At 38.9% G+C, this 21,360-nt stretch carries 27 protein-coding genes; 24 read left to right on the forward strand and 3 right to left on the reverse strand.

The window, feature by feature from the left end:
- Window positions 1-4 precede the first annotated feature (4 nt).
- From amrS to tsf, 24 genes are read left to right on the forward strand one after another with little or no spacing between them, the layout of a single operon-like run.
- Entirely contained in the window at window positions 5-994 is a 990-nt protein-coding gene (amrS, locus tag TLET_RS02230) for an AmmeMemoRadiSam system radical SAM enzyme (protein WP_012002484.1), read from the forward strand.
- On the forward strand, window positions 964-2,016 hold the full coding sequence (locus TLET_RS02235; RefSeq protein ID WP_012002485.1) for an FAD:protein FMN transferase: 1,053 nt from the start codon (window positions 964-966) through the stop codon (window positions 2,014-2,016). Before amrS ends, TLET_RS02235 begins: the two co-directional genes overlap by 31 nt.
- Window positions 2,000-2,365 carry a NusG domain II-containing protein gene (locus TLET_RS02240; protein ID WP_012002486.1) on the forward strand — a complete coding sequence of 122 codons (366 nt, stop codon included), beginning with the start codon at window positions 2,000-2,002 and terminating at the stop codon, window positions 2,363-2,365. The genes TLET_RS02235 and TLET_RS02240 overlap by 17 nt, the downstream gene beginning before the upstream one ends.
- The gene (locus tag TLET_RS02245) at window positions 2,362-2,937 is read left to right on the forward strand and encodes a Gx transporter family protein (RefSeq protein WP_012002487.1); all 576 of its coding nucleotides are present in this window, start codon (window positions 2,362-2,364) and stop codon (window positions 2,935-2,937) included. Before TLET_RS02240 ends, TLET_RS02245 begins: the two co-directional genes overlap by 4 nt.
- Entirely contained in the window at window positions 2,834-3,436 is a 603-nt protein-coding gene (locus tag TLET_RS02250; RefSeq protein WP_012002488.1) for a Maf family nucleotide pyrophosphatase, read from the forward strand. Before TLET_RS02245 ends, TLET_RS02250 begins: the two co-directional genes overlap by 104 nt.
- Window positions 3,417-4,076, forward strand: a complete 660-nt coding sequence (gene radC, locus TLET_RS02255) for a RadC family protein (protein ID WP_144313108.1) — start codon at window positions 3,417-3,419, stop codon at window positions 4,074-4,076. Before TLET_RS02250 ends, radC begins: the two co-directional genes overlap by 20 nt.
- A complete protein-coding gene (locus TLET_RS02260; RefSeq protein ID WP_012002490.1) occupies window positions 4,057-5,277 on the forward strand; it encodes a hypothetical protein in 1,221 nt (406 codons plus the stop codon). The genes radC and TLET_RS02260 overlap by 20 nt, the downstream gene beginning before the upstream one ends.
- A complete protein-coding gene (locus tag TLET_RS02265; RefSeq protein ID WP_012002491.1) occupies window positions 5,274-5,822 on the forward strand; it encodes an HDIG domain-containing metalloprotein in 549 nt (182 codons plus the stop codon). Before TLET_RS02260 ends, TLET_RS02265 begins: the two co-directional genes overlap by 4 nt.
- Entirely contained in the window at window positions 5,806-6,567 is a 762-nt protein-coding gene (gene deoC / locus TLET_RS02270; protein ID WP_049753339.1) for a deoxyribose-phosphate aldolase, read from the forward strand. Before TLET_RS02265 ends, deoC begins: the two co-directional genes overlap by 17 nt.
- 2 nt (window positions 6,568-6,569) lie before the next feature.
- Complete coding sequence (locus TLET_RS02275; protein ID WP_012002493.1) at window positions 6,570-7,208, forward strand: cyclodeaminase/cyclohydrolase family protein; 639 nt, start codon at window positions 6,570-6,572, stop codon at window positions 7,206-7,208.
- Window positions 7,165-8,358 (forward strand): tRNA guanosine(34) transglycosylase Tgt, encoded by a 1,194-nt coding sequence (tgt, locus tag TLET_RS02280; RefSeq protein ID WP_228369029.1) that lies wholly within the window; start codon window positions 7,165-7,167, stop codon window positions 8,356-8,358. Before TLET_RS02275 ends, tgt begins: the two co-directional genes overlap by 44 nt.
- Window positions 8,285-9,133 carry a hypothetical protein gene (locus TLET_RS02285; protein ID WP_228369030.1) on the forward strand — a complete coding sequence of 283 codons (849 nt, stop codon included), beginning with the start codon at window positions 8,285-8,287 and terminating at the stop codon, window positions 9,131-9,133. Before tgt ends, TLET_RS02285 begins: the two co-directional genes overlap by 74 nt.
- The gene (gene pyrR / locus TLET_RS02290) at window positions 9,127-9,666 is read left to right on the forward strand and encodes a bifunctional pyr operon transcriptional regulator/uracil phosphoribosyltransferase PyrR (RefSeq protein WP_012002496.1); all 540 of its coding nucleotides are present in this window, start codon (window positions 9,127-9,129) and stop codon (window positions 9,664-9,666) included. Before TLET_RS02285 ends, pyrR begins: the two co-directional genes overlap by 7 nt.
- Window positions 9,666-9,908 (forward strand): hypothetical protein, encoded by a 243-nt coding sequence (locus TLET_RS02295; protein ID WP_012002497.1) that lies wholly within the window; start codon window positions 9,666-9,668, stop codon window positions 9,906-9,908. Before pyrR ends, TLET_RS02295 begins: the two co-directional genes overlap by 1 nt.
- A complete protein-coding gene (priA, locus tag TLET_RS02300) occupies window positions 9,883-12,096 on the forward strand; it encodes a replication restart helicase PriA (RefSeq protein ID WP_012002498.1) in 2,214 nt (737 codons plus the stop codon). Before TLET_RS02295 ends, priA begins: the two co-directional genes overlap by 26 nt.
- Before the next feature lie 11 nt (window positions 12,097-12,107).
- Complete coding sequence (gene glmU / locus TLET_RS02305; RefSeq protein ID WP_012002499.1) at window positions 12,108-13,460, forward strand: bifunctional UDP-N-acetylglucosamine diphosphorylase/glucosamine-1-phosphate N-acetyltransferase GlmU; 1,353 nt, start codon at window positions 12,108-12,110, stop codon at window positions 13,458-13,460.
- The gene (locus tag TLET_RS02310) at window positions 13,460-14,410 is read left to right on the forward strand and encodes a ribose-phosphate pyrophosphokinase (protein ID WP_012002500.1); all 951 of its coding nucleotides are present in this window, start codon (window positions 13,460-13,462) and stop codon (window positions 14,408-14,410) included. Before glmU ends, TLET_RS02310 begins: the two co-directional genes overlap by 1 nt.
- A 14-nt stretch (window positions 14,411-14,424) precedes the next feature.
- Window positions 14,425-15,075: a 50S ribosomal protein L25 gene (locus TLET_RS02315; protein ID WP_012002501.1), complete on the forward strand. Its 651-nt coding sequence runs from the start codon at window positions 14,425-14,427 to the stop codon at window positions 15,073-15,075.
- Complete coding sequence (pth, locus tag TLET_RS02320; RefSeq protein ID WP_012002502.1) at window positions 15,072-15,635, forward strand: aminoacyl-tRNA hydrolase; 564 nt, start codon at window positions 15,072-15,074, stop codon at window positions 15,633-15,635. The genes TLET_RS02315 and pth overlap by 4 nt, the downstream gene beginning before the upstream one ends.
- Window positions 15,632-16,063 (forward strand): hypothetical protein, encoded by a 432-nt coding sequence (locus tag TLET_RS02325; RefSeq protein ID WP_012002503.1) that lies wholly within the window; start codon window positions 15,632-15,634, stop codon window positions 16,061-16,063. The genes pth and TLET_RS02325 overlap by 4 nt, the downstream gene beginning before the upstream one ends.
- Before the next feature lie 2 nt (window positions 16,064-16,065).
- A complete protein-coding gene (gene lgt / locus TLET_RS02330) occupies window positions 16,066-16,935 on the forward strand; it encodes a prolipoprotein diacylglyceryl transferase (protein ID WP_012002504.1) in 870 nt (289 codons plus the stop codon).
- A gap of 28 nt (window positions 16,936-16,963) precedes the next feature.
- Window positions 16,964-17,545: a metallophosphoesterase family protein gene (locus TLET_RS02335; RefSeq protein WP_012002505.1), complete on the forward strand. Its 582-nt coding sequence runs from the start codon at window positions 16,964-16,966 to the stop codon at window positions 17,543-17,545.
- Window positions 17,542-18,036, forward strand: a complete 495-nt coding sequence (gene coaD, locus TLET_RS02340; RefSeq protein WP_012002506.1) for a pantetheine-phosphate adenylyltransferase — start codon at window positions 17,542-17,544, stop codon at window positions 18,034-18,036. The genes TLET_RS02335 and coaD overlap by 4 nt, the downstream gene beginning before the upstream one ends.
- 45 nt (window positions 18,037-18,081) lie before the next feature.
- Window positions 18,082-18,678 carry a translation elongation factor Ts gene (gene tsf / locus TLET_RS02345; protein WP_012002507.1) on the forward strand — a complete coding sequence of 199 codons (597 nt, stop codon included), beginning with the start codon at window positions 18,082-18,084 and terminating at the stop codon, window positions 18,676-18,678.
- Between the two features lie 22 nt (window positions 18,679-18,700).
- Here tsf and TLET_RS02350 read toward each other — a convergent pair whose 3' ends face one another.
- The 3 genes from TLET_RS02350 to yfcE are packed head-to-tail and all read right to left on the reverse strand — an operon-like array spanning window position 18,701 to window position 21,359.
- Window positions 18,701-19,837, reverse strand: coding sequence for a trans-sulfuration enzyme family protein (locus TLET_RS02350; RefSeq protein ID WP_012002508.1), 1,137 nt, complete (start codon window positions 19,835-19,837; stop codon window positions 18,701-18,703).
- A 2-nt stretch (window positions 19,838-19,839) separates the two neighbouring features.
- The gene (locus tag TLET_RS02355; RefSeq protein ID WP_012002509.1) at window positions 19,840-20,808 is read right to left on the reverse strand and encodes a hypothetical protein; all 969 of its coding nucleotides are present in this window, start codon (window positions 20,806-20,808) and stop codon (window positions 19,840-19,842) included.
- Window positions 20,805-21,359, reverse strand: a complete 555-nt coding sequence (gene yfcE / locus TLET_RS02360; RefSeq protein ID WP_012002510.1) for a phosphodiesterase — start codon at window positions 21,357-21,359, stop codon at window positions 20,805-20,807. Before yfcE ends, TLET_RS02355 begins: the two co-directional genes overlap by 4 nt.
- Window position 21,360: the final 1 nt, after the last annotated feature.

Below are 21,360 nucleotides of genomic sequence, written 5' to 3' on the forward strand. Positions count from 1 at the left end.
TTTTGTGCAAAAAATGGCGTTGTATTTTACCAGTCTTTCAGATGAAAAAATTAAATGCGAACTTTGTCCCCATCATTGTGTTTTGGAGAATGGGCAGATCGGTTTTTGCCTGACCAGAAAAAATAAGGAAGGGATTATGGAGTTATTGAATTATGGTCAGATTACGTCTATTTGCGTGGATCCAATAGAGAAGAAACCGTTATTTCATTTCAATCCAGGGGAGAAGATCTTATCTGTTGGAACCTTTGGCTGCAACATGAAATGTGCTTTTTGTCAAAATTGGGAAATATCCCAGCAACCGGCTCCAACTCGCCGGGTTCTTCCTGAACAGCTTGTCTCCATAGCTCTGGAGAGAGGTTCTCGTGGTATAGCCTATACTTACAATGAGCCATTCGTTTGGTTTGAATTTGTTCTCGATACGTCCAGAATAGCTTCCAAGGAAGGTTTGTATAACGTTTTAGTCACGAATGGGCTTGTAGAAGAAGACCCTCTCAGCCTGTTGATACAATCAATTCATGCCATAAATGTTGATCTCAAAGCTTTCGAGGAAGAAACTTACCGTCGTCTCGGGGGAGATTTGAACACTGTTAAGAGGACCATAAAAGTAGCTGTTGAGGCAGGTATACATGTTGAGATAACTACACTGATTGTACCAGGAATCAGTGACGACATGGAACATCTTGAGGAAGAATTCAAATGGCTGGCAAGTTTAGATAAATCTTTGCCTCTTCATTTATCTCGTTATTTTCCAAACTATAGAATGAGCAATCCTGCCACATCAAATTCAAAACTTATTGAGGCCTATAACCTGGCGCGACAGTATCTGGATTATGTTTATATAGGAAATCTTTGGGATTCAAATTACGAAAGCACGGTTTGCCCTTCGTGTGGGACCCTCGTAGTCAGGCGTGATAGGTATGAGATTCAAAACGAAGGTTTAGATCGAGAAGGCAGGTGCAAAAAATGCGGAAAAAAGATCGCGAAAGTTTTTTAAGAACAAATCGTTTGTTGTTTATTCTTCTTTTCGTTGGTCTGGCGATAATCTTTTCCTTAACTGCCGCAGTCTTTGTCAGATCACAGCACAACTATTATGAGTACGATGGCTTTACGCTTGGAACCTACTGCAGAATCGTTGTTTCGTCGAAAAAAGGCTCAAAATCCCTTGCGGAAATCATGTTTGATGAGATGGACAGAATTTATAAAAAATACAACCTGAATGATGAAAATAGTTTCTTGAGTAAAATAAACACTTCCAAAGATTGGGTTGACCTTGACGAGGAAACATTTGTTCTTCTTGATGCTGCTGTCAAATTTTCGGAAATAACCAGTGGGGCGTTTGACCCTGCTCTTGGAAATCTAATAGAGCTCTGGGGATTCAACAAAATAGCTGAACATTCACCAGAGACTGTACCATCAAAATTTGATATAGCTGAAACATTGAAAAAATCAGGGGTAAGAAACGTAGAATTAGACCGGAACACAAGGAGAATAAGGTTGCTGAATGGTGTCAAGCTTGATCTTGGAGGGATAGCTAAGGGTTATGCCCTTGATAGGGCATATCAGATAGCGAAAGAAATTGATCCGGAGTGTACGGGTTTTGTTGAAGCCGGGGGCGATATTAGAATACTTGGGCCAAAATTTGGATCTCGACCATGGGTTGTTGGTGTGAAAGATCCGCGGAAAGCAGACTCGGTGGTAACGTACCTTTATTTGACAGAAGGTGCTGTTGCCACTTCTGGCGATTACGAGAGATACTTTATTTTGGACAACGTGAGGTATCATCATATTCTTTCACCTGAAACAGGTTATCCTGCACAGGGTGCTCAATCAGCAACCGTTGTTGCAAAAGACGCGGTAACAGCTGATGCACTTTCAACGGCTGCTTTTGTCATGGCGAAAGACTGGGAGTACGTAGTCCTGGAATATCCAAAATTTGGAGGAAGTGTTTTGATAATAACAGAGGATGGATCTGTGTGCAGATCACCTTCAATGAGAGTATATGAGCAGGCGAAATAAGTTTTTCAGAAAAGCAGATTTTCTTGTAATATTGGTAATTTTGCTGATAATTGTTATCAGTTTTTTTGTTAAGGATAAAAATTCCTCGCAAGTAGAGGTATGGAAAAATGGAGAGATCGCGATGGTAATCAAACAGGCAGGGGAATACGAGCTCAGAGAAGGTGATAATCATTTGATGAACATATATTTTGACGGGAAGACGGTCTTTGTCAAGAATAGTTCATGCTCATTGAAAATTTGTGAAAAAACTGGAAAAGTTGGACCTGGTGGGGTTATCATATGTGTTCCGAACAGGGTTCTAATAAAGTTCAGTGGTAAAATGCCAAAGGCGGATGTGATAACTTGGTGAGAGCGAAGAGAATAGCCTTAACAGCGTTAATGATCAGCCTGGGTGTGGTAACGTATGTTCTGGAAAGTGTAGTACCTTTTCCCATTCCAAATGGAAAATGGGGATTCTCAAATTTTGTTGTGTTGCTTTCTATTTTTGCTTTTGGGGGAGTTGAAGGAATAAAAGTTGCGATCGGGAAAAGTTTGATCGGGTCTATTTTGACCGGCCACTTTATGGATGTGGCTTTTTTTATGAGTGTTGCTGGGTCTTCGTCTGCAGCTCTGATTGAAACTGTCTTATCCAGGGTTGGGTTCTTTGGTCTATTTGGTGTAAGTTTGTGCGGAAGTATTGCAAATAATATTGCTCAAATATTTGTTGGCTCTGTTTTTTTGCAAAGCAAATCTTTCTTTATAATACTACCTTATATGCTTTTTCTTGGCATACCAGGTGCCCTTGCAAACGCATATATTGTTAAGAGGGTGTTGCCGTATGTTGAAAGAATTCAGGTTAGTACTGGCTTCGACTTCACCACGAAGGAAAATGCTGCTCAAGAAACTGTTCCGCAGATTCGAAATAATCGCTCCGGAAATTGAAGAAAAGAATTTCGAGACTGCCCAGGAAACAGTTGAAAAACTATCAATTTTGAAGGCTTTGAATGTTTATGAAAAGGTCAGTGATGCAATTGTTATTGGAGCAGATACGATAGTCGAAGTGGATGGAAATATTCTGGGAAAACCAGAAAATAATTCTGAAGCACGATGTTATTTGCGCATGTTGTCGAATCGTTCACATATTGTACATACAGCTGTGGCGGTTGTCAGCCGTGGAGAGGTCTGGACCAAATATCGCTATACCACAGTCAAATTCAGAAAAATACCCGATGAATTCCTTGATAGTTATATTTCAATATATTCATTTGATAAAGCAGGAGGATATGGTATTCAGGACTTGGGTGGAGTTCTTGTGGAAGGTATAGATGGTGATTTATATACTGTAATGGGTTTACCTATAGGAGATTTGTGGGAATATTTTTACTCAAAAGGGTGGTGGAGTTTTGAAACCGAGAGAGAGGATGCTGAAAATTGGATCTGAAGGCCTTTCAAAAGAAGAACTCATTGCCATTTTATTGCGTACAGGAACCCGTGGAAAAGGTGTATTAGAGCTTGCTAATGAATTGCTACACAGCTTTAATTCGTCTCTTAAGATGCTTGCAAATGCAGAAATAGAGGAAATAGCTTCAGTAGATGGGGTTGGTATAGCAAAGGCTGCGTCGATAAAAGCTGCTCTTGAACTTGGAAAAAGACTTTATCGTGAATTATCAGATAACCGTATTTTGTTAGACAAGCCGGAATCAGTATACGAATATTGCCATGAGATGAGGTTTTTTGAAAAAGAAGTGCTGAGAGTTATTCTTCTGGACAGTAAGTTGTTCTCGGTATTTCACAAAGACATTACTCAAGGTACGAACAATCAAACGATATTTCATCCAAGAGAAATATTTAGAATCGCTATCAGATCCAATGCAACTTCAATTATAGTTGTTCACAACCATCCTTCCGGAGATCCATCACCCAGTGCCGAAGACAAAAAAGCAACAGAGATGTTAATTTCTGCAGGTGATATACTCGGAATAGAGATTATTGATCATTTGATAGTTGGCAGAGAAAGGTACTATAGTTTTCGAGAAAACAGATTGCTGGGGGATAGAAAAGGTGGAAGAAGAAAAAGATGAAAGAATTTTGAATCTGTTACGACTCAAAATGGAACTTGAAAAAGATCTTCAAAAGCGCGGTGTAAAACAAACCGATCACCCTAAGAGATCTTTCGTGCCTCCAAAAGTGAAGGTGTCAATCGAGGAAGATCTGAATGTGCCGGTTAATGAGATATGGTCGTTGTATGATTTGAATCGATTTACTTATGGTGAAGACGAGTTATTGATCGAAAAATCTGTCCAGAAAAGGATAATATCTGTAGGAGACAAAAACCAGCGTTTGATTCTGGAAAAGATTGTTCACCTTCTCAAGGGAGATTATGACGGCTGTGTTGGCTTGAGTAAAAAGAGCGATCAGTATCTTGATAGCATTGATCTAATTGCAGATCTTTACAAAAACCAAACTCCACCTGTTGAAAAAATGGTTTCCCTCCTCAGAAATTATTCATCTTCGCCTGTAGCTCTTCTATCTGCTGGGGAAGTGCTTCTCTCCATGGGGCGATTTCGAGAGGTTGCCAAACTTTTCAAAATAGCTTATGAAACCTCTAAGGATCCATACATACTACTTTTAACAAGTGCATATGATTCAGCTCAAATAGACGGGGCACTTTTTGCTAACTGTGCATCGAAAGGAAATTATAAACTTCTGGTATTGCTGATTTCGGCACTTACCGAAGATGAAAGCAAAGCAGATAAAGTAATAGATGTAATCAAAAAAAAGCAATATACGTGTGTAAGATACATAGTTTCAAGAGCAAATCTCTCCATAGACGAGCTTTTCCCATTTTGCCCAAGATCACTTATTTTAAACAATGCGATTCAATTTATGGAAACGGGGAGATTTGATGAAGATCTCATTTCTACTCTTTCAAAACATGACCCACAGGCTTATTTACTTTTGCTTAGCAATGCTTTAAGGCGCGGTGATCTCGTAATGGCAAGAGAAATTCTTTCTATGATTATAAATTCAGCAGAAGGTGTATCTGTAACACCTGTCAATAAATCGAAAGCCCCCGTTTGCCTACAAAGTGTTGTAAGCATGCGAAAACCGATGGGAAAGTCAATTTTAATTGATGATCCTGATGAAGGTCTAACAATTATTCAAAAATCCATAGAGCAATTCGGGGATGTTTACGTTACCTTTAAAGACATTGAGTTTTTGAGGTTGTATTATGGTGAGAGATTTTGCAAAAATAATTATCTTCAGGAGGGTTCAAAATGATTAGTAGAGAAGAAGCATTAGAACTTGTCAAATTGCACGTGAAAAGCAAAAATTTGATCAAACATTGTTTGGCAGTGGAAGTTGTTATGAAGTTTTTGGCTGAAAAGTTTTCAGAAGATGTGAACTTATGGGCTATATCAGGGTTACTTCACGATCTGGATTATGACTATACGAAAGATAATCCGGAAAATCACGGCTTAAAAACCATTGAACTTCTTAAAAATTATGATATTCCACAATCTGTGAAAGACGCAATACTTGCTCACTGTGATAAGAAAAATCGTGTCACTAATATGGAAAAAGCCATATACGTTGCTGATCCGACAACCGGCTTTATCGTAGCTGCAGCGTTGATAACTCCTGAGAAATCCCTTTCTTCTGTTGACACTGATTTTCTGTTGAGGAGATTTAAAGAAAAGCTTTTTGCAAAAGGTGCTAATAGAGATCAAATGAAAAGATGTGAGGATCTTGGATTATCACTTGAGGAATTTTTAACTCTGTCGTTAGATGCTATGAAATCGATTAGTCATGATCTTGGTCTGTGAGGTGATAGCAGTGAGCAGTTTAGAGTATCTTATTGAAGAAAGAATTGTTCGTTATAAAGAAGAATATAAATTTGAACCTTTTCTCAAAGAAGTTTCACGTGAGATGGTCAGAAAGAGCATAGAACATACTTTGTTAAAACCTACCGCGACTGTCGAAGATATCGTTGCTCTATGTGAACAAGCCAAGGAATATAAATTTTGTGGTGTTTGTGTTAATCCATCCTTTGCCGAAACTTCTTTACAATTGCTTAAGGGTAGTGGTGTGAAAGTCATAAGTGTTGTCGGATTTCCTCTTGGGACAAATACTCAGCTTTCCAAAGCACAGGAAGCATCTGAATTAATCAGAATAGGTGTGGATGAAATAGACATGGTAATTCACGTTGGTATGCTCAAATCACACGAATGGTCATATGTATATGAAGATATTCGTGGGGTTGTTGAAGCTTGTAAGGGTAAGCCTGTAAAAGTTATAATTGAAACATGCTATCTTACTAATGAAGAAAAGATAGCCGCTTGTGTCATCAGTGAACTTGCTGGCGCAAGTTTTGTTAAAACCTCGACAGGTTTTGGTCCTGCTGGTGCAACAGCAGAAGATGTAAATCTCATGAAATGGTCTGCACCAAAGCTTTCTGTGAAAGCATCTGGCGGGATTCGTTCTTACAATCAGGCAATTGATTTAATTAAAGCAGGGGCAACCAGAATAGGTACAAGCTCAGGAACAAAGATAATCTCTGAGGAGGTATAGAAATGAGTATTGAAAAAATATCCTTAAGGGAGTTCACTGAAAAAGTATCGGATAGAAATCCGACACCTGGTGGAGGTGCAGTTAGTGCGTTCGTTGGTTCTCTGGCAGCTTCACTTGTAGAAATGGTTGCCAATCTGACTCTTTTGAGAGAGGATTATTCAGAATGGCATACTGAAATGGAACGAGTAATAGAACTTATGGAAGAAACGAGAGTTGCGCTGCTGGAAAGTGTTGATCTGGATATTAAGGCTTTTGACGAAGTTATGAATGCATACAGATTACCAAAATCAACAAACGAAGAAAAAGAACGCAGAACTCAAGCAATCCAAGAAGCGCTAAAAGCTGCTGCACATGTACCATACGAGACTTGCAGACATTTGAAAGAAATTGCGAAATGTGCTCTTATTGTTGCAAAGTGGGGAAATGTGAATGCGATATCTGATGCTATAAGTGCTGCTGAACTTGCTATGGGATCCTTTTACTCAGCAAGGGCTAATGTGCTGATAAATCTTAAATCCATAAAAGACGAAGACTTTAAAAATAATATGCTTCACGAATTGAAAACATTTGCCGGAGAAATGGAAGGAGCGTTAAAGAGTGTGCGACAGATTGCTTCAGAAAGAGCAAAGATCCTGTTTTGAAATAGTATCAAAATTTGGCGAAGCACGTGTAGGAAAATTGCACACGAATCATGGTGATTATGAAACACCAGTATTTATGCCGGTTGGAACTAATGCCAACGTTAAACTAACTGACACAATGAGACTGAAGGAAATAGGAGCAGGCATAATACTGGGGAATTCTTATCATTTAGCTGTTAGACCGGGACTTGATGTTATACGTTTGCACGGAGGACTTCATCAATTTATGGGGTGGAAAGGAGGTATACTCACCGACAGTGGGGGATTTCAGGTTTTTAGCTTGAGAAAGCTTCGTGATATTGGTGACGACGGCGTCTTAATAACTTCTCCTGTAGATGGTTCTAAAATGCTGCTAACTCCAGAACTATCTATGGAAATCCAGAGCACCTTGAACTCGGACATAGTAATGGTTTTAGATCATTGCCCAGGTCCTGAAGACAGTTATACGGAATCCATGGTATCTGCTAAGAGAACTTACAATTGGGCTATGAGATGCTTAAAACATGGGGTAAATGAACATCAATTGTTGTTTGCGATTGCCCAGGGAGGCGTATATGAAGATCTCAGAAAACTTAGCGCAGAACAGCTTTCTCAGCTTCCTTTCGATGGTTTTGCGATTGGTGGCTTAAGCCTTGGAGAACCATTTGAAAAAACACTTTATTTAACACAAATTACTGTATCAGCCTTGCCTTCCGAGAATCCTCGATATTTCATGGGGGGCGGTTCACCTGCTCTGATAATTCAACTTGTTGAGATGGGGGTTGATATGTTTGATAGTGTTTTTCCCACGAGGCTTGCGAGACATGGTGCAGCGCTTACGTGGAAAGGAAGGTTGAATATTAAATCTGCCAGATTTAAAAGAGACCTCCAGCCAATTGAGGAAAACTGTGATTGCTTTGTCTGCCAGAACTATAGTAAATCTTACTTGCACCATCTTTTTGACAGAAAAGAGGTACTCGGTGGTATACTTCTCACATACCATAATCTGCATTTTATGATGAAATTCATGAACAAGATTCGTAATTCAATTGAAGACGGGACCTTTAAAACTTTGAAAAGGGAGGTGCTGGATGTCTATGGAAAGGGTAAAAAAGCTGATTTGTATGTTGATGCTGCTATTTCTGACAACAATAATGGGAGATATAATTGATTTTTCAGGGGATGGGAGATATGCATCTGCAACAGGTCCCTGGGCATTTAGAATGAATCCCGCTGGCATAGTGGAAAATGAATTTCGCCAGCTTTTGATTTCCAACACGTTGAGGATGGGAAGCAACAATGTTCGAAGTTTTTCAGTATCGTTGCTGCAACCTTCAGAAGATTCCTTAGCGGGTGTTTTACAGTTATCAAGTGATTTCACTGATTTCGAAATGGGAAGGCTTTCTTTTCTTTATGGCATTGCGGGGAGAGCATCGACTGTCGATCTTGGATTGAACATCGGATTTGAGAGAATTGAAGAAGATTCTCAGGAGGATTACTCCGTGTTCATTGATGTAGGAGCGCGGGGAAAATTTTCTGAAGATAGTTATGCATATTACAGTATTGTGGTGAAAAAATTCAGAGTTTGGTCAAGTAAATCCGATCTTATGAATACGGCAGACATTGGTGGAGGGGTCTCCCTTGAGTTCGACCAGATGAAATTTTCATTTGATGTAATGTATGTTTCAAACGAGCTTTGGAATTTTTCTCCCGCTGCTGAACTGAGTCTTGCCCCAGTTAATTTATATGTGTGTATACCTCTTTTCTATTTACCAGAAAATTCGAAAAGCGCTTTGTCAGTTGATTTTGGTGGCGATGTGCAGATAGGCAATTTTAATATAGGAGCTTCGGTTTTTTATCCTTTTACCAAGCTAAATAGCTCGGATCTTTTCGGCGAATTGGGTTATGATTGGCATATAGATTTCCGTGTTGGCGTGAGATGGTGAGAAAAGTTAAAGTTCTTTCCGAAGATGATATTGAAAGATCTTTAAAACGAATAGCTCACGAAGTACTGGAGAAAAATCGCGGCGCTCAAGACCTGATACTCATGGGTATCATGACGAGGGGAGTTTTTCTTGCAAAAAGACTTGCAGCACTCATAGAATCAATTGAAAAAGTGACGGTACCTGTTGGAGAGCTTGATGTGGGACCTTACAGGGATGACGGAAAAAAAACAGATTATTGCAAAACAAAAGTTAGATTTCCAATCGATGGTAAAATCGTTGTGCTCGTGGATGATGTATTGTTTACCGGCAGAACCGTGCGAGCAGCTCTGGGCGCACTATCAGATATTGGAAGGCCCAGGATGGTTCAGCTTGCGGTACTAATTGATAGAGGGCACAGAGAGTTACCAATAAGGCCAGATTTTGTTGGAAAAAATCTTCCAACTTCGAAAAACAGAGAGAGAGTTAATGTGAATTTATCAGAAATTGATGGAGAAGACGGAGTTTATATAATTCATTTGGAGGAATCGGTTTAATGGGTATTTCATTTGAAAGGTATATCAAGGCTATTGAAAAAGTTTTGAACAACATGGTAGAAAAAGAACGTGTCAATGTCGATGTCAGTGAGTTATGGATAGATACATCTATTCCCGAAGACTTGATAGTGGAAATCATTAAAAATTGTCAGCTCGAGTATCCAGAAGCGCTTGAGTCTATAACATACGATGGAAAAACATTGTGGAAACGCGATCATGATTTACGAGATAGCAATATCTAAGATCCCGCTGAGAAAAAGTTTTCTGTATCAATATAGTGGTGAGTTGGAATCTGGCGAGAGAGTGCTGGTAAGTTTTAATAGTAGAGATTGTGTTGGTTATGTCTTATGTCAATCAGAGTTATCGGATAACATTGATTTGAGAGAAATAAAAGAAATAAAAGAAAGAATAGATGGGCTGAGTTTTGTCAATCCGAGGGATGTGGAATTGATAAAATGGGTAGCTCGTCGCTTTTATTCCCCGATTGGTCAGCTTTTTGATATGATGATACCGGCTTTTGTAGATGATTATGCAAAAACAATGGTTGAATCAACTTCTGAATTAATCCCATTAGAATCAATGAGTTTATCTGAATTTATTTCAAAATATGGTGAGAAAACCCTGAAGATGTATTTGAAGAAAGGTTATATAAAACTTCGTAGAATTTTTGCAGCAAAACAACCAAGGCCAAGGGTGGGGAATCTTTATCTTTTTTTGAACAAAAATCTTGAAGAGGCCATTTTAACGGCAAAAAATCCAGATGAGTACGATGTTTTAAATTACTTGTTTGCGAATGAAGGTGCAACTGTCAATCAGGTAGTTGAATCTACAGGTGTAACTGTCAAAAAGATTCGGAAGATGATGGATAAGGGTTTACTCAGAGCATCAGATATGCCATCTATTCAAAGTGCTTTGATAGAAAAAAATAGAGAAAATCAATTGATAATAGATGATAATGAGCCTGAGAAAAAGGTAATTTCCGGTGGAACTGTTGAGGAAAGATTCAATTTGATTCTTCCGCTGATAAAAAATGCTATTGAATCCGGCTGTTCGGTTTTATATTTAGTTCCTCTTTCTTCACAGATACCTTATATCGCCGGTATGGTTCAGAAATCTCTTGATGTCAGAACGTATGTTTATCATGGTAATCTTTCAAAATCGCAAAAAGCTTTGGTTTGGATATCAGCCTACAAAGGAGAGACGGGGGTATATATCGGGACCAGAAACACTGTTTTTCTTCCTATCAAAAAACTTGGGGCTATTGTTGTCGAAAATGATGAGGACGAGAGCTACTATCAGTTTGAGGAGCCTGTGTTTGATTGTGTTGAGGTTGCACAGAAGAGGGCATTTTTATACGATGTACCTCTGATACTCTCTTCAGCTTCTGGTAGACTTGATGATTTTAGCGATTTAGAAAACTCCTGCATTCTAAAATTACAGACATCTTCCAGAAATGTAATCCTTGTTGATATGAAGAAACAGAACAGCTTTTTGTCAGATCAGCTTGTTGAAAACATGAGAAAAGTTTTGAATGACGGCAAAAATATACTACTTCTGACCAGAAGGAAAGGTTATTCTCCATTTGTCAGATGCCTTGTTTGTGGATATACTGTTCTCTGTCCAAACTGTGACGTAGCCATGTCGTTTCATAAATCGGAAAATCTTTACAAATGTCACCAGTGTGGTTATGTGGAGCAAGTATCAGATATTTGCCCGAAATGTGGGGCTCACGCATTGTACCCAAAAGGTTTTGGAACTGAGAGAATTGAAAGATTGATCAAATACAATTTTCCATCAGCCAGAGTTGCAAGGATTGATAGGGACACAACAAATTTTCGAGAATTACTCAATCGCTTATTTGAATTTCAAAAAGGAGAACTTGACATCCTTGTGGGGACAAGAATCATTTTGCATGGATTTACCTACCCAAAGCTTGGTTTGCTCGGATTTGTCGATATAGATAGCTTGCTTTTTCAACCGGATTATAACTCCAAAATTCGGGTATATCAGCAACTTCGCCAGGGGTTACAGATGGCACCGAATGCATTGATGGTTATTCAGACAGCAGAACCTGACAGTGATTTGATAAAATACTTGTTTTCATCTGAGTATTGTTTTTATCAAGAAGAACTTGAGAGAAGAAAATCTGGGAATTACCCGCCATATTCGTTTTTAGTACAGGTAGTCCTGGAAAGCGATAATCCTTCAATAGGATGGGATCTCATAAGTTCCTGTGTGGATTCGCTTAGGGATGAAGAAGTCCTTGGGCCTGTAGAACATGCAGTTTTCAAATTAAAAGGTAAGTACAGGTTTCACTTTCTTATCAAAACTCGTGAACTTGATGATACACTAAGTAAACTGGACGGCAAACTGAATGAAATAGGATGGAAGGGTTGGAGGGTGTTCATAAATCCTCCACATTTGTGGTAAGGGGTGAAAGTATGAGATGTATTGTTCTTGCAGCGGGAATGGGTGTAAGGATGAATTCGAAATACGCAAAGGTCACTCATACCGTTTGTGGCAAGCCTATGATTCGTTGGATTCTCGATACAGTACTGAATCTGCTCGATAAGGTATGTGTGGTTGTTGGCCACGATGCTGATTCAGTTAAAAAGCTTTTACCTGAAAATGTGGAAGTGGTTCATCAAAGTCAGCAGCTCGGTACGGGGCATGCCGTGATGAGTGCAAGAAATTTTATAGATCCAGCCGATAACTTGCTTATTCTTTATGGAGATATGCCTTTGATCACTGAGGGTACTATCCAGAAAATAATCAATTCACATAATTTGTCAAACTGTGATGCAACAGTTGTTTCTGTTGAGATGAATGATCCGACGGGATATGGCAGGATTGTTAGAGACAAATCTGGAAAGTTTGTAAAGATAGTTGAAGAATCTGAGGCATCAAATAGGGAAAAAGCCATTGTGGAAGTAAATACAGGAGTATATATCTTCAATGGGAGAAAACTTTTAGAAGTTTTACCAATGATTAACTGTAAAAACAAGAAAGGTGAGTACTATCTTACAGATGTGTTTGCATTCTTGGAGAGGGTCAATATTTATAAATCAGAACGCAGTTGTGAGTTTATCGGGATAAACAATCGAATTCAACTTGCACAGGCAGAAAAATTTCGCAGACAATGGATACTTGAAGAATTAATGATTAAAGGTGTTACCATTGTGGACCCGGAGACAACCTATATTGATGCTGATGTTAAGATTGGTAGAGATAGCATAATATATCCAATGAGTTTCATACATGGAGATACTAAAATAGGAGAAGATTGTATTATAGGCCCCATGACGAGGATAATTGACTCTTATATTGGAGACAGGGTTACTATTGTCAGATCTGAGTGCAAGGGGGCTCGAATTATGAGCGATGTTTCTGTTGGTCCCTTTAGCAGATTAAGAGAAGGAACGGTTTTGTGTAATGGTGTGAAGATTGGCAATTTTGTGGAAATTAAGAATTCGGAGATAGACCAAAATACGAAAGCACAACATTTGACATATTTGGGAGACGCTGTTGTTGGAAAAAGTGTTAATATAGGTGCCGGGACAATAACATGTAATTTCGACGGCAAGAGAAAAAATCAAACAGTTATCGAAGATGAAGTTTTTATTGGAAGCAATACAGCGCTGGTGGCACCGGTAAAAGTGGAAAAAGGAGCGTTTGTTGCTGCTGGATCAACGATAAACAGAAATGTGCCCGCCTGGAGTTTGGCTATAGCAAGAGCCAGACAGGAAATTAAGCTTAACTGGGTTATCGATAAAAGGAAAAAGGAGGAAGATTGATGCCGTTTCAGAGAAATGATTTGAAGTTATTCGCTGGAAATTCTAATCCGGAGTTAGCAAAACGAGTAGCTGATTATTTGGGACTTCGACTTGGTGACTGTCAGGTTTCAAGATTTTCCGACGGAGAGATAAATGTTAAAATAAATGAAACGGTGAGAGGACATGATGTATTTGTCTTACAATCTTTTTCGCCCCCGGTGAATGAAAATGTAATGGAGCTCCTTATAATGATTGATGCTTTCAGAAGGGCTTCTGCGAATAGTGTTGCTGTTGTACTGCCATATTATGGATATGCTCGTCAGGATAGGAAGGCAAAAGGAAGAGACCCTATTACAGCAAAGTTGGTTGCGAATTTAATTACCGTTGCGGGAGCAAACAGGGTGCTTACTGTTGATCTTCATGCCGAGCAGATACAGGGTTTTTTCGATATACCGCTGGATAATCTCTACAGTTTTCCTGTATTTATAGACGAAATAATGAGAATGCATGGAGATGAAAAAGAAAAACTGGTAGTCGTAGCTCCGGACGTAGGGGCAGTAAAAAGAGCCAGCAAATTTGCCGAAAAACTTGGTGTTCCACTCGCTATACTTGACAAGAGGCGCCCAACAGATAACGTGGCAGAGGTTGTTCACGTGATAGGAGAAGTTAAGGGAAAAGTAACAGTTGTGTTTGACGATATAATCGATACAGCTGGTACCCTGGTTCAGGGTGCGGAGATCTTGAAAAAATCAGGTGCAGAACGCATACTTGCTTGTGCAACGCATGGTATTCTTTCTGGAAATGCCGTTGATAGAATAGAGAAAAGTGATATTGATAAGGTTTATATAACTGATACAGTTTATCACAAAGGACTGTCGAGTAAATTCCATGTTGTCAGTGTATCAGCTCTTTTAGGAGAGGCGATAATCAGGATAAGAAAGAATCTTTCTGTGAGTATATTGTTTAGATGAGGAGGGAAAAAGCGATGCGGCTTAAAGCAATGTTGAGAAACGAGCGAGGAAAAAGATCTGTTAGAAAAATGAGAGCAAAAGGTTTGATCCCAGCTGTTGTGTATGGGCCGGAAACCGAGCCTCTGAGTATTAATCTAAATAAGTCAGAGGTAGAAAAGTTGCTGGCTAAGGCCTCCGAGGCTCTTCCAGTAGGATTAGAAATAAAATATGACGATCGTTCCGAGGAAATGGAGGTCTTCATAAAAAAAGTACAGGTGGATAAAGTAACGGATGAAATTGTTCATATCGATTTTTACAAACCTGCCAAAGGTCATACTATGAAGATAAACGTTCCGATTCGTGTTTTTGGGAAAGCCATAGGCGTCGAAAAAGGAGGAATTCTGGAGATAGTTCATAACGAGCTTCCTGTAGAAACATTACCATCTGCTTTGATAGACCACATAGAAATAGATGTTACACATTTGGAACTTGGACAATCTGTACATGTGAAAGATTTGCGATTGCCTTCAGGCATGAAGGCGTTGTTGCATCCAGAAGAGGCTTTGGTAACAATAGTTGTACCCCGTGGTTTGCTTGTTGAAGAGGCACATGAAGCTGTTGAAGTACAGGAAACAGCTGAACCAGAGGTTATAAAGAAAGGCAAGAAAGAGGAAGAAGAGGATTGAAAGTAATTGTAGGACTTGGTAATCCCGGTCCACGTTATGCCTTTAACAGGCATAACGTGGGTTTTATGTTTGTAGATCGATTCAAAGAGTTCAAAAAGTGCAGCACATGGCAACACAGAGATAGGTATACTTTTAGCCAGTGCAAAGACATTTTTTTAGTGAAACCGAATACTTTCATGAATTTAAGTGGGATAGCTGTTATAAAATGTCAAAGAGATTTTCATGTCACGACTACTGATATAATTGTTGTATATGACGATGTTGATTTACCGTGTGGAAGGCTCAGAATAAAAGCCCAGGGAGGATCTGGTGGTCACAGGGGATTACAATCAATCATTGATTATATTGGGACCAACGAGTTTGTTCGTTTGAGAATAGGAATAGGACCAAAACCAGAAAATATTGATTTAGCTGATTATGTGCTTGAAGATTTCACTGAAGAAGAGTTAAGATTGATTGATAAGGTTCTTGATAAAGCAGTGGAAGCAGTTGATGTCATGTTGAATGAAGGTTTAAGCAAAGCGATGTCTGTTTTCAATTCTTACGAGGTGGTTTTGTGAAATGTAATTCTTGTGGAGGCCCAGGTGAGAAATTTATTAGATTTGTGTCTGATGGGATGGTTAAAGAGATTAATTACTGCACAGATTGCCTGAGAAGATCACTCAGGGAGGCTCCTGTGTTCTCAAAAGAGGGAATAAAATATATCGCAGCTCACATAGAGATTGTCCAGGATACAGATCTGAGGGAAATTTCACCAGATGGCTCGGGTACCAGTGATGTCATATTTTCAATAGCTCCAGTCGCTGTTTTGAGAATTTTGTTTGATAAAGATAATGTTTCTCAAACCGACCTCAACGAAGCAGCTAAGAGGAGAATTTATGTGCTCCAGCATAGATTGGAAGAAGCTCTAAAGCAGGAGGATTACAAAACGGCGAACAAGATAAAAAAGCAGATTAATGATATAAGGGAACGTATTCTGGAGAAATGATTATGGTAGGTCGAATAATAATTTTTGGCCTTTGTTTTGTTTTGTTGTTTTTTTTCCTTTCCAATGTTTTTTCGGGAAATCTCATTCTGTCCAGTGCAATATTGAAGCTGGGGAGATTTGAGATACGTTACTACTCAGTTTTCATACTGACAGGTGTTATACTTGCCTATATTCTTGCAAGAAAAAGAGCTCTGAAAGAAGGAGTCAAAGCTGAACAGCTGGACGAGTTGATTTTCTATGCGATTATTTTTGGCATAGTAGGTGCTCGTCTATTTTACGTAATCTTCAACTGGAATTATTACAGAAATAATTTCATTGAAATTTTCATGGTTTGGCATGGGGGATTAGCCATACAGGGCGCGATTGTTTTTGGTATAACTGTTTTCATTTTGTACTCAAAGATTAAGAAAAACCTTACCTTCAGTATATTTCAAGCACTCGATCTTGGAGCTCTGTACCTTCCCTTAGGTCAATCTATAGGCAGGTGGGGTAATCTTTTTAACTACGAGGCCTTTGGTGGCCCTACCACGTTGCCATGGAAAATGTATGTGCCATCAGGATTTCGCCCGATAAAATATATAAATTATGAATATTTTCATCCCACTTTTTTATATGAATCTATATGGGATTTTTCGATCTTTTTATTGTTGATTTTGTATATTGAAAGGCATAGAAAAAATCACGGCGAGGTCTTCGCACTGTATTTATGTTTTTATTCCCTTGGAAGAATTTGCATTGAAAGCCTCAGGCTTGATAGCCTTTTCTGGGGGGAAGTTCGTGTTGCTCAGCTTTTTAGTGCAATATTGATGATAGCAGGGTTCATTTTGTTTATTTACAGAAGGGGCGGTCTTTCTGATCTACGCGATCGGTGACATCCACGGTTGTGCCTCAGCGCTTGAAATGCTTCTCAATTTGCTCCCTCTGGAGAAAAGTGACAGATTGATTTTTCTGGGAGATTATGTAGATCGTGGGCCAGATAGCAAACTTGTTTTGAATAAATTGATATCTCTGAGAGATGTATATGACTGTGTTTTTTTAAGAGGAAATCACGAATGGATGATGCTTAATTATCTGGATGAAGGTCGCGATTTCGAGTTGTGGTCTATAAATGGAGCTATGGCTACAATTAGAAGTTACGGGGGAATAGAAAAGATTCCTCGCGAGCATATTGAGTTTCTTCATTCAACGGTTTTCTACCACGTGGAAACAGATTTTGTCTTTGTTCATGCAGGGGTGAGACCTTCAATTCCATTGGAAAAACAGAGTTATTTTGATCTGGTATGGATAAGGGACGAATTTATCTTCTGTGATGAACCTTTAAAAGACTATACTGTTGTTTTTGGGCATACGCCTTTTGAAAAAGTTTTTTTCGGTAAGAATAAAATAGGAATAGATACTGGTTGTGTTTATGGAGGTAATTTGACAGCAATGCGGTTGTATGATAGAAAAATCTTTCAGATTAAGTGTGGTGACTTAAGGTGAAGGCAGTTTACCCGGGATCTTTTGATCCAATTACCTATGGTCATCTTGACATAGTTAATCGAGCGCTGAAAATTTTTGAAGAATTGTGGATCGTAGTAATGAGCAATCCAAGAAAATCCCCCGTTTTTACTGTTGAAGAAAGAGTAGAGATGATATCAGATCTTGTTAAAAAAGAACCAAATGTACATGTGGATAGTTATCAGGGGTTACTTGTTGATTACCTCAGGAGTAGAAATATAAAGGTAGTTATACGTGGTCTTAGAGCCGTTACAGATTTCCAGTATGAGCTTGAGATGGCTATAGCAAATAAAAGTATGTGCAAAGAATTTGAAACGGTTTTTCTTATGACTGATGAACGTTTTTCGTTTTTATCATCTGGATTGGTTAGGGAAGTTGCATCCATGGGAGGAGATGTGACTAAATGGGTTCCTCCAAATGTTGCAGAGGCTCTCGAAAAACTCAGGTCTAAAGGAAAACAATTTATGTTATAATAAGCCTTGCTCAATTTAGTAATAGTATGAGAAGGAGGTCATTTTATGCAGATAACCGCTGATATGGTTAAAAAATTGCGAGAGATGACAGGTGCAGGCGTTATGGAGTGTAAAACGGCTCTGACTGAAGCAGATGGTGATTTTGAAAAGGCTGTGGAAGTGCTCAGAAAACGAGGTGCTGCGGTGGCACAGAAAAAAGCAGGAAGATTAACAAAAGAAGGTATAGTTACTTCATACATTCACTTTAATGATAAAATTGGTGTGCTCTTAGAATTGGGTTGCGAAACAGATTTTGTGGCCAGAATGCCGGAATTTAAGGAACTTGCATACAATCTTGCCAAGCATGTTGCGGCTATGAATCCAAAATATGTTACCAGGGAGGATGTCCCGGAAGAGGTTTTAGAGAAAGAAAAAGAAATTTACAGAGCTCAGTTGGAAAACTCCAATAAACCAGCGGCTGTTGTGGAGAAAATTGTTCAGGGTAAACTCGAAAAATTCTATGAAGAAGTTTGCTTATACGATCAGAAATACATTTTTGACGATGAAAAAACAGTAAAAGAAGTTGTTGATGAGTTGATAGGAAAGATAAGAGAAAATATCAGAGTAACAAGGTTCGTCAGAATGCGAGTGGGAGAGGAATAAAATTGGCGCCTTAAGGCGCCTTTTATATTTTATTCAGTGCCTGGGAAAGATCTTCGAGAAGATCTTGAACATCTTCAATCCCTACGGATAATCTGACTCCTCCCTTAGATATGTGAGCTTTTTGCAGTTCCTCATCGTTCAATGCTGAGTGTGATGTTAGACATGGAATAGTTACAAGAGATTCTACACCTGCAAGTGACGTGGCCTGGCGAAAGAGCTTCAAATTGCTGGCGAATCTCAAAGCGTTGTCGGTTGTTTCTAAATCAATATAAATGACTCCTCCAAAACCAGGACAATCTTTGTAACATTCAGGGATATTTTGTTGCAATGAGGGATATCTTACTTCTTTTATTTTCGGGTGTTTTAAGAGAAAATCTACGATAATTTCAGCATTTTTGTTATGCTGCGTCATTCTTAATGAGAGTGTCTTCACCGACCGAGCCGTTAGAAAAGCTTCAAATGGATTTGGATTGGCACCGAAGGTATACATTTGTCTCCAGATTTTTTCAATCAATTTTTGATGCCTGGCAGTGACAAAACCGAGTATGATATCCGAATGACCTCCAACATATTTTGTTAGACTATGGATTTCAACGTCGGCTCCAAATTTGAGCGGTCTAAAGTTGTAAGGAGACATAAAGGTATTATCTACATAAAGTAATGCACCTTGCTCATGTGCTTTTTTTGCCAATGAATCTATATCAGCAAGTTTTAGCAATGGATTTGTTAATGACTCAACAAAAACAACCTTCGCATCACTAAAATCTCTGTGGTTCAACTCATCTACAGGTGTAAATTCGCATTTTATACAGAATTTTGATAAAACTTCTCTGATCATGGCATATGTGCCACCGTAAAGTTCCGCCGAGAAAATCACCTTGTCGTTTTCAGATAAAACAGATAAGAGAGAGCAACTTATTGCTGCCATTCCAGAAGATAGAAGTACACCGTCCTCTCCGTTGCAAAGTGCCGCCAATTTTTTCTCCAGCATTCTTACAGTCGGATTGGACATTCTTGAATAGATGTAACTATTTCTATCGTTAGACTCATATTTTTCAGCACTCATGAGAAAATTCGATGTTTGAAAAATCGGTGTGGTTACTGAATCGAGAAGATGAATCTCCCCGATGTGGATAGCTTTTGTGCTGAACCCTTTCATGTTTATCCCACCTTTTCTCCAAATGATTCTAATACTGCGCAATGAACATACACAGGATCATAAAAATATCTATCTAAATATTTTTCGAGAAAGATTACCGGTAGGACATCTTCGGGTGTTCTCGGTATAATGGAGGATTGATCAGTTAGAAGTGGTAAGGTTCTGGCAAGAGAATTAAATGTGCTGAAAATACTCTCTTTGGTCTGGTTGAATTCGCTTTTATCAATAATTGTTTCTATTCTTACAAGCCCTCTCAGGCCTGGTTTGTTGATCAATTTCAAATATGACATAATTCTCAATAAATTCCTATCATGCCCGAGCTCTGCTATTATACTTTTCGATCTTTCCCCACTCTTCATAAATGCATATGCATTGAAAGTTTCAAAATTCACAAAAGCCTTCTGGACATTTTTAACCAAACCAATAGGCCCACGATTTTTTTTAAATGCGGGCGTAGCAAAATCGATGCTCCCATCCTTTATGGTAAGGCATTCTGATATTTGATTTTCCACTTCTAATTGTTCCGCATGCTGCATGTAAATTTCTATAGCCGACTTTGCGTCTTCTCCAACACAGGTTATGCAGTTGAGTTTACCGATATTCAATTCTTCTCCATCTTTCAGATTTGCTATATTGGCAAAATCTTTTGGAATACCAAGCACTAACTTCGACTTTGGCCCATCGTCAGGTGAAAAGAGAGGAAAACATTCCCCTTTCTTGAAGCGCACAGAACCAGTTATTATCTGACATAGAAGAGTCACATAGCCGGAGACGGTTATAGATTCAAAAGTGCGCCTGCGGCTGTCTACGAATATAATATCGTCCAAGAATCTTCCAGAATCAATTGAGTCATCTTCAAGTAATGTGAACTGATTTTGGTAGTTTATATCCGGTGGTATCATTAAGCCCTCATCGTTGATGCGTTGAATGCGAGGATTAAGATCCTCAAAAATTTTCGATAGATCTCTCATAAACTCATCTCCATGTATAAATCACCAGAGAGAGTATAAATACCCAGATATAATTTATTCGAAAATTCCACAACACCGTAAGTTGGCGGGCAATTGCTTTTTGGAAGAGATGGGCTACCAGGATTAAAGAGAATCTTTGACTGGATTTTTTCGAGTCTTGGAATGTGCGTGTGACCGTAAAAGAGTATGTCCGCATTGTGCGCATTTAGAAGTTCTATCATATCTTCATCAGAGTGAAGATTTTCACCATGTAAAAGCACAGCCTTATAATGACCGAATGTTAATATCATGAATTTCGGCATATCTTCATTGTGTAGAACTGAAAGATCTACATCTGCATCACAGTTGCCTCGAACATAAATAATATTTTTATCTTTTAGAATTTGAGCAAGTTTTGATGGACTGTAGCCTTCTGGGATAGGGTTTCTTGGTCCGTGATAGAGAACGTCACCAAGGTGATAATATTTATTCACCGAACCCGATAATCTCTCGATGACTTCCCAGCTTTTGACCGAGCCGTGGGTATCCGAAATTATAAGGAATTTAAGCATT

It is taken from the genome of Pseudothermotoga lettingae TMO (assembly GCF_000017865.1).
GTDB classification, from domain to species: domain Bacteria; phylum Thermotogota; class Thermotogae; order Thermotogales; family DSM-5069; genus Pseudothermotoga_B; species Pseudothermotoga_B elfii.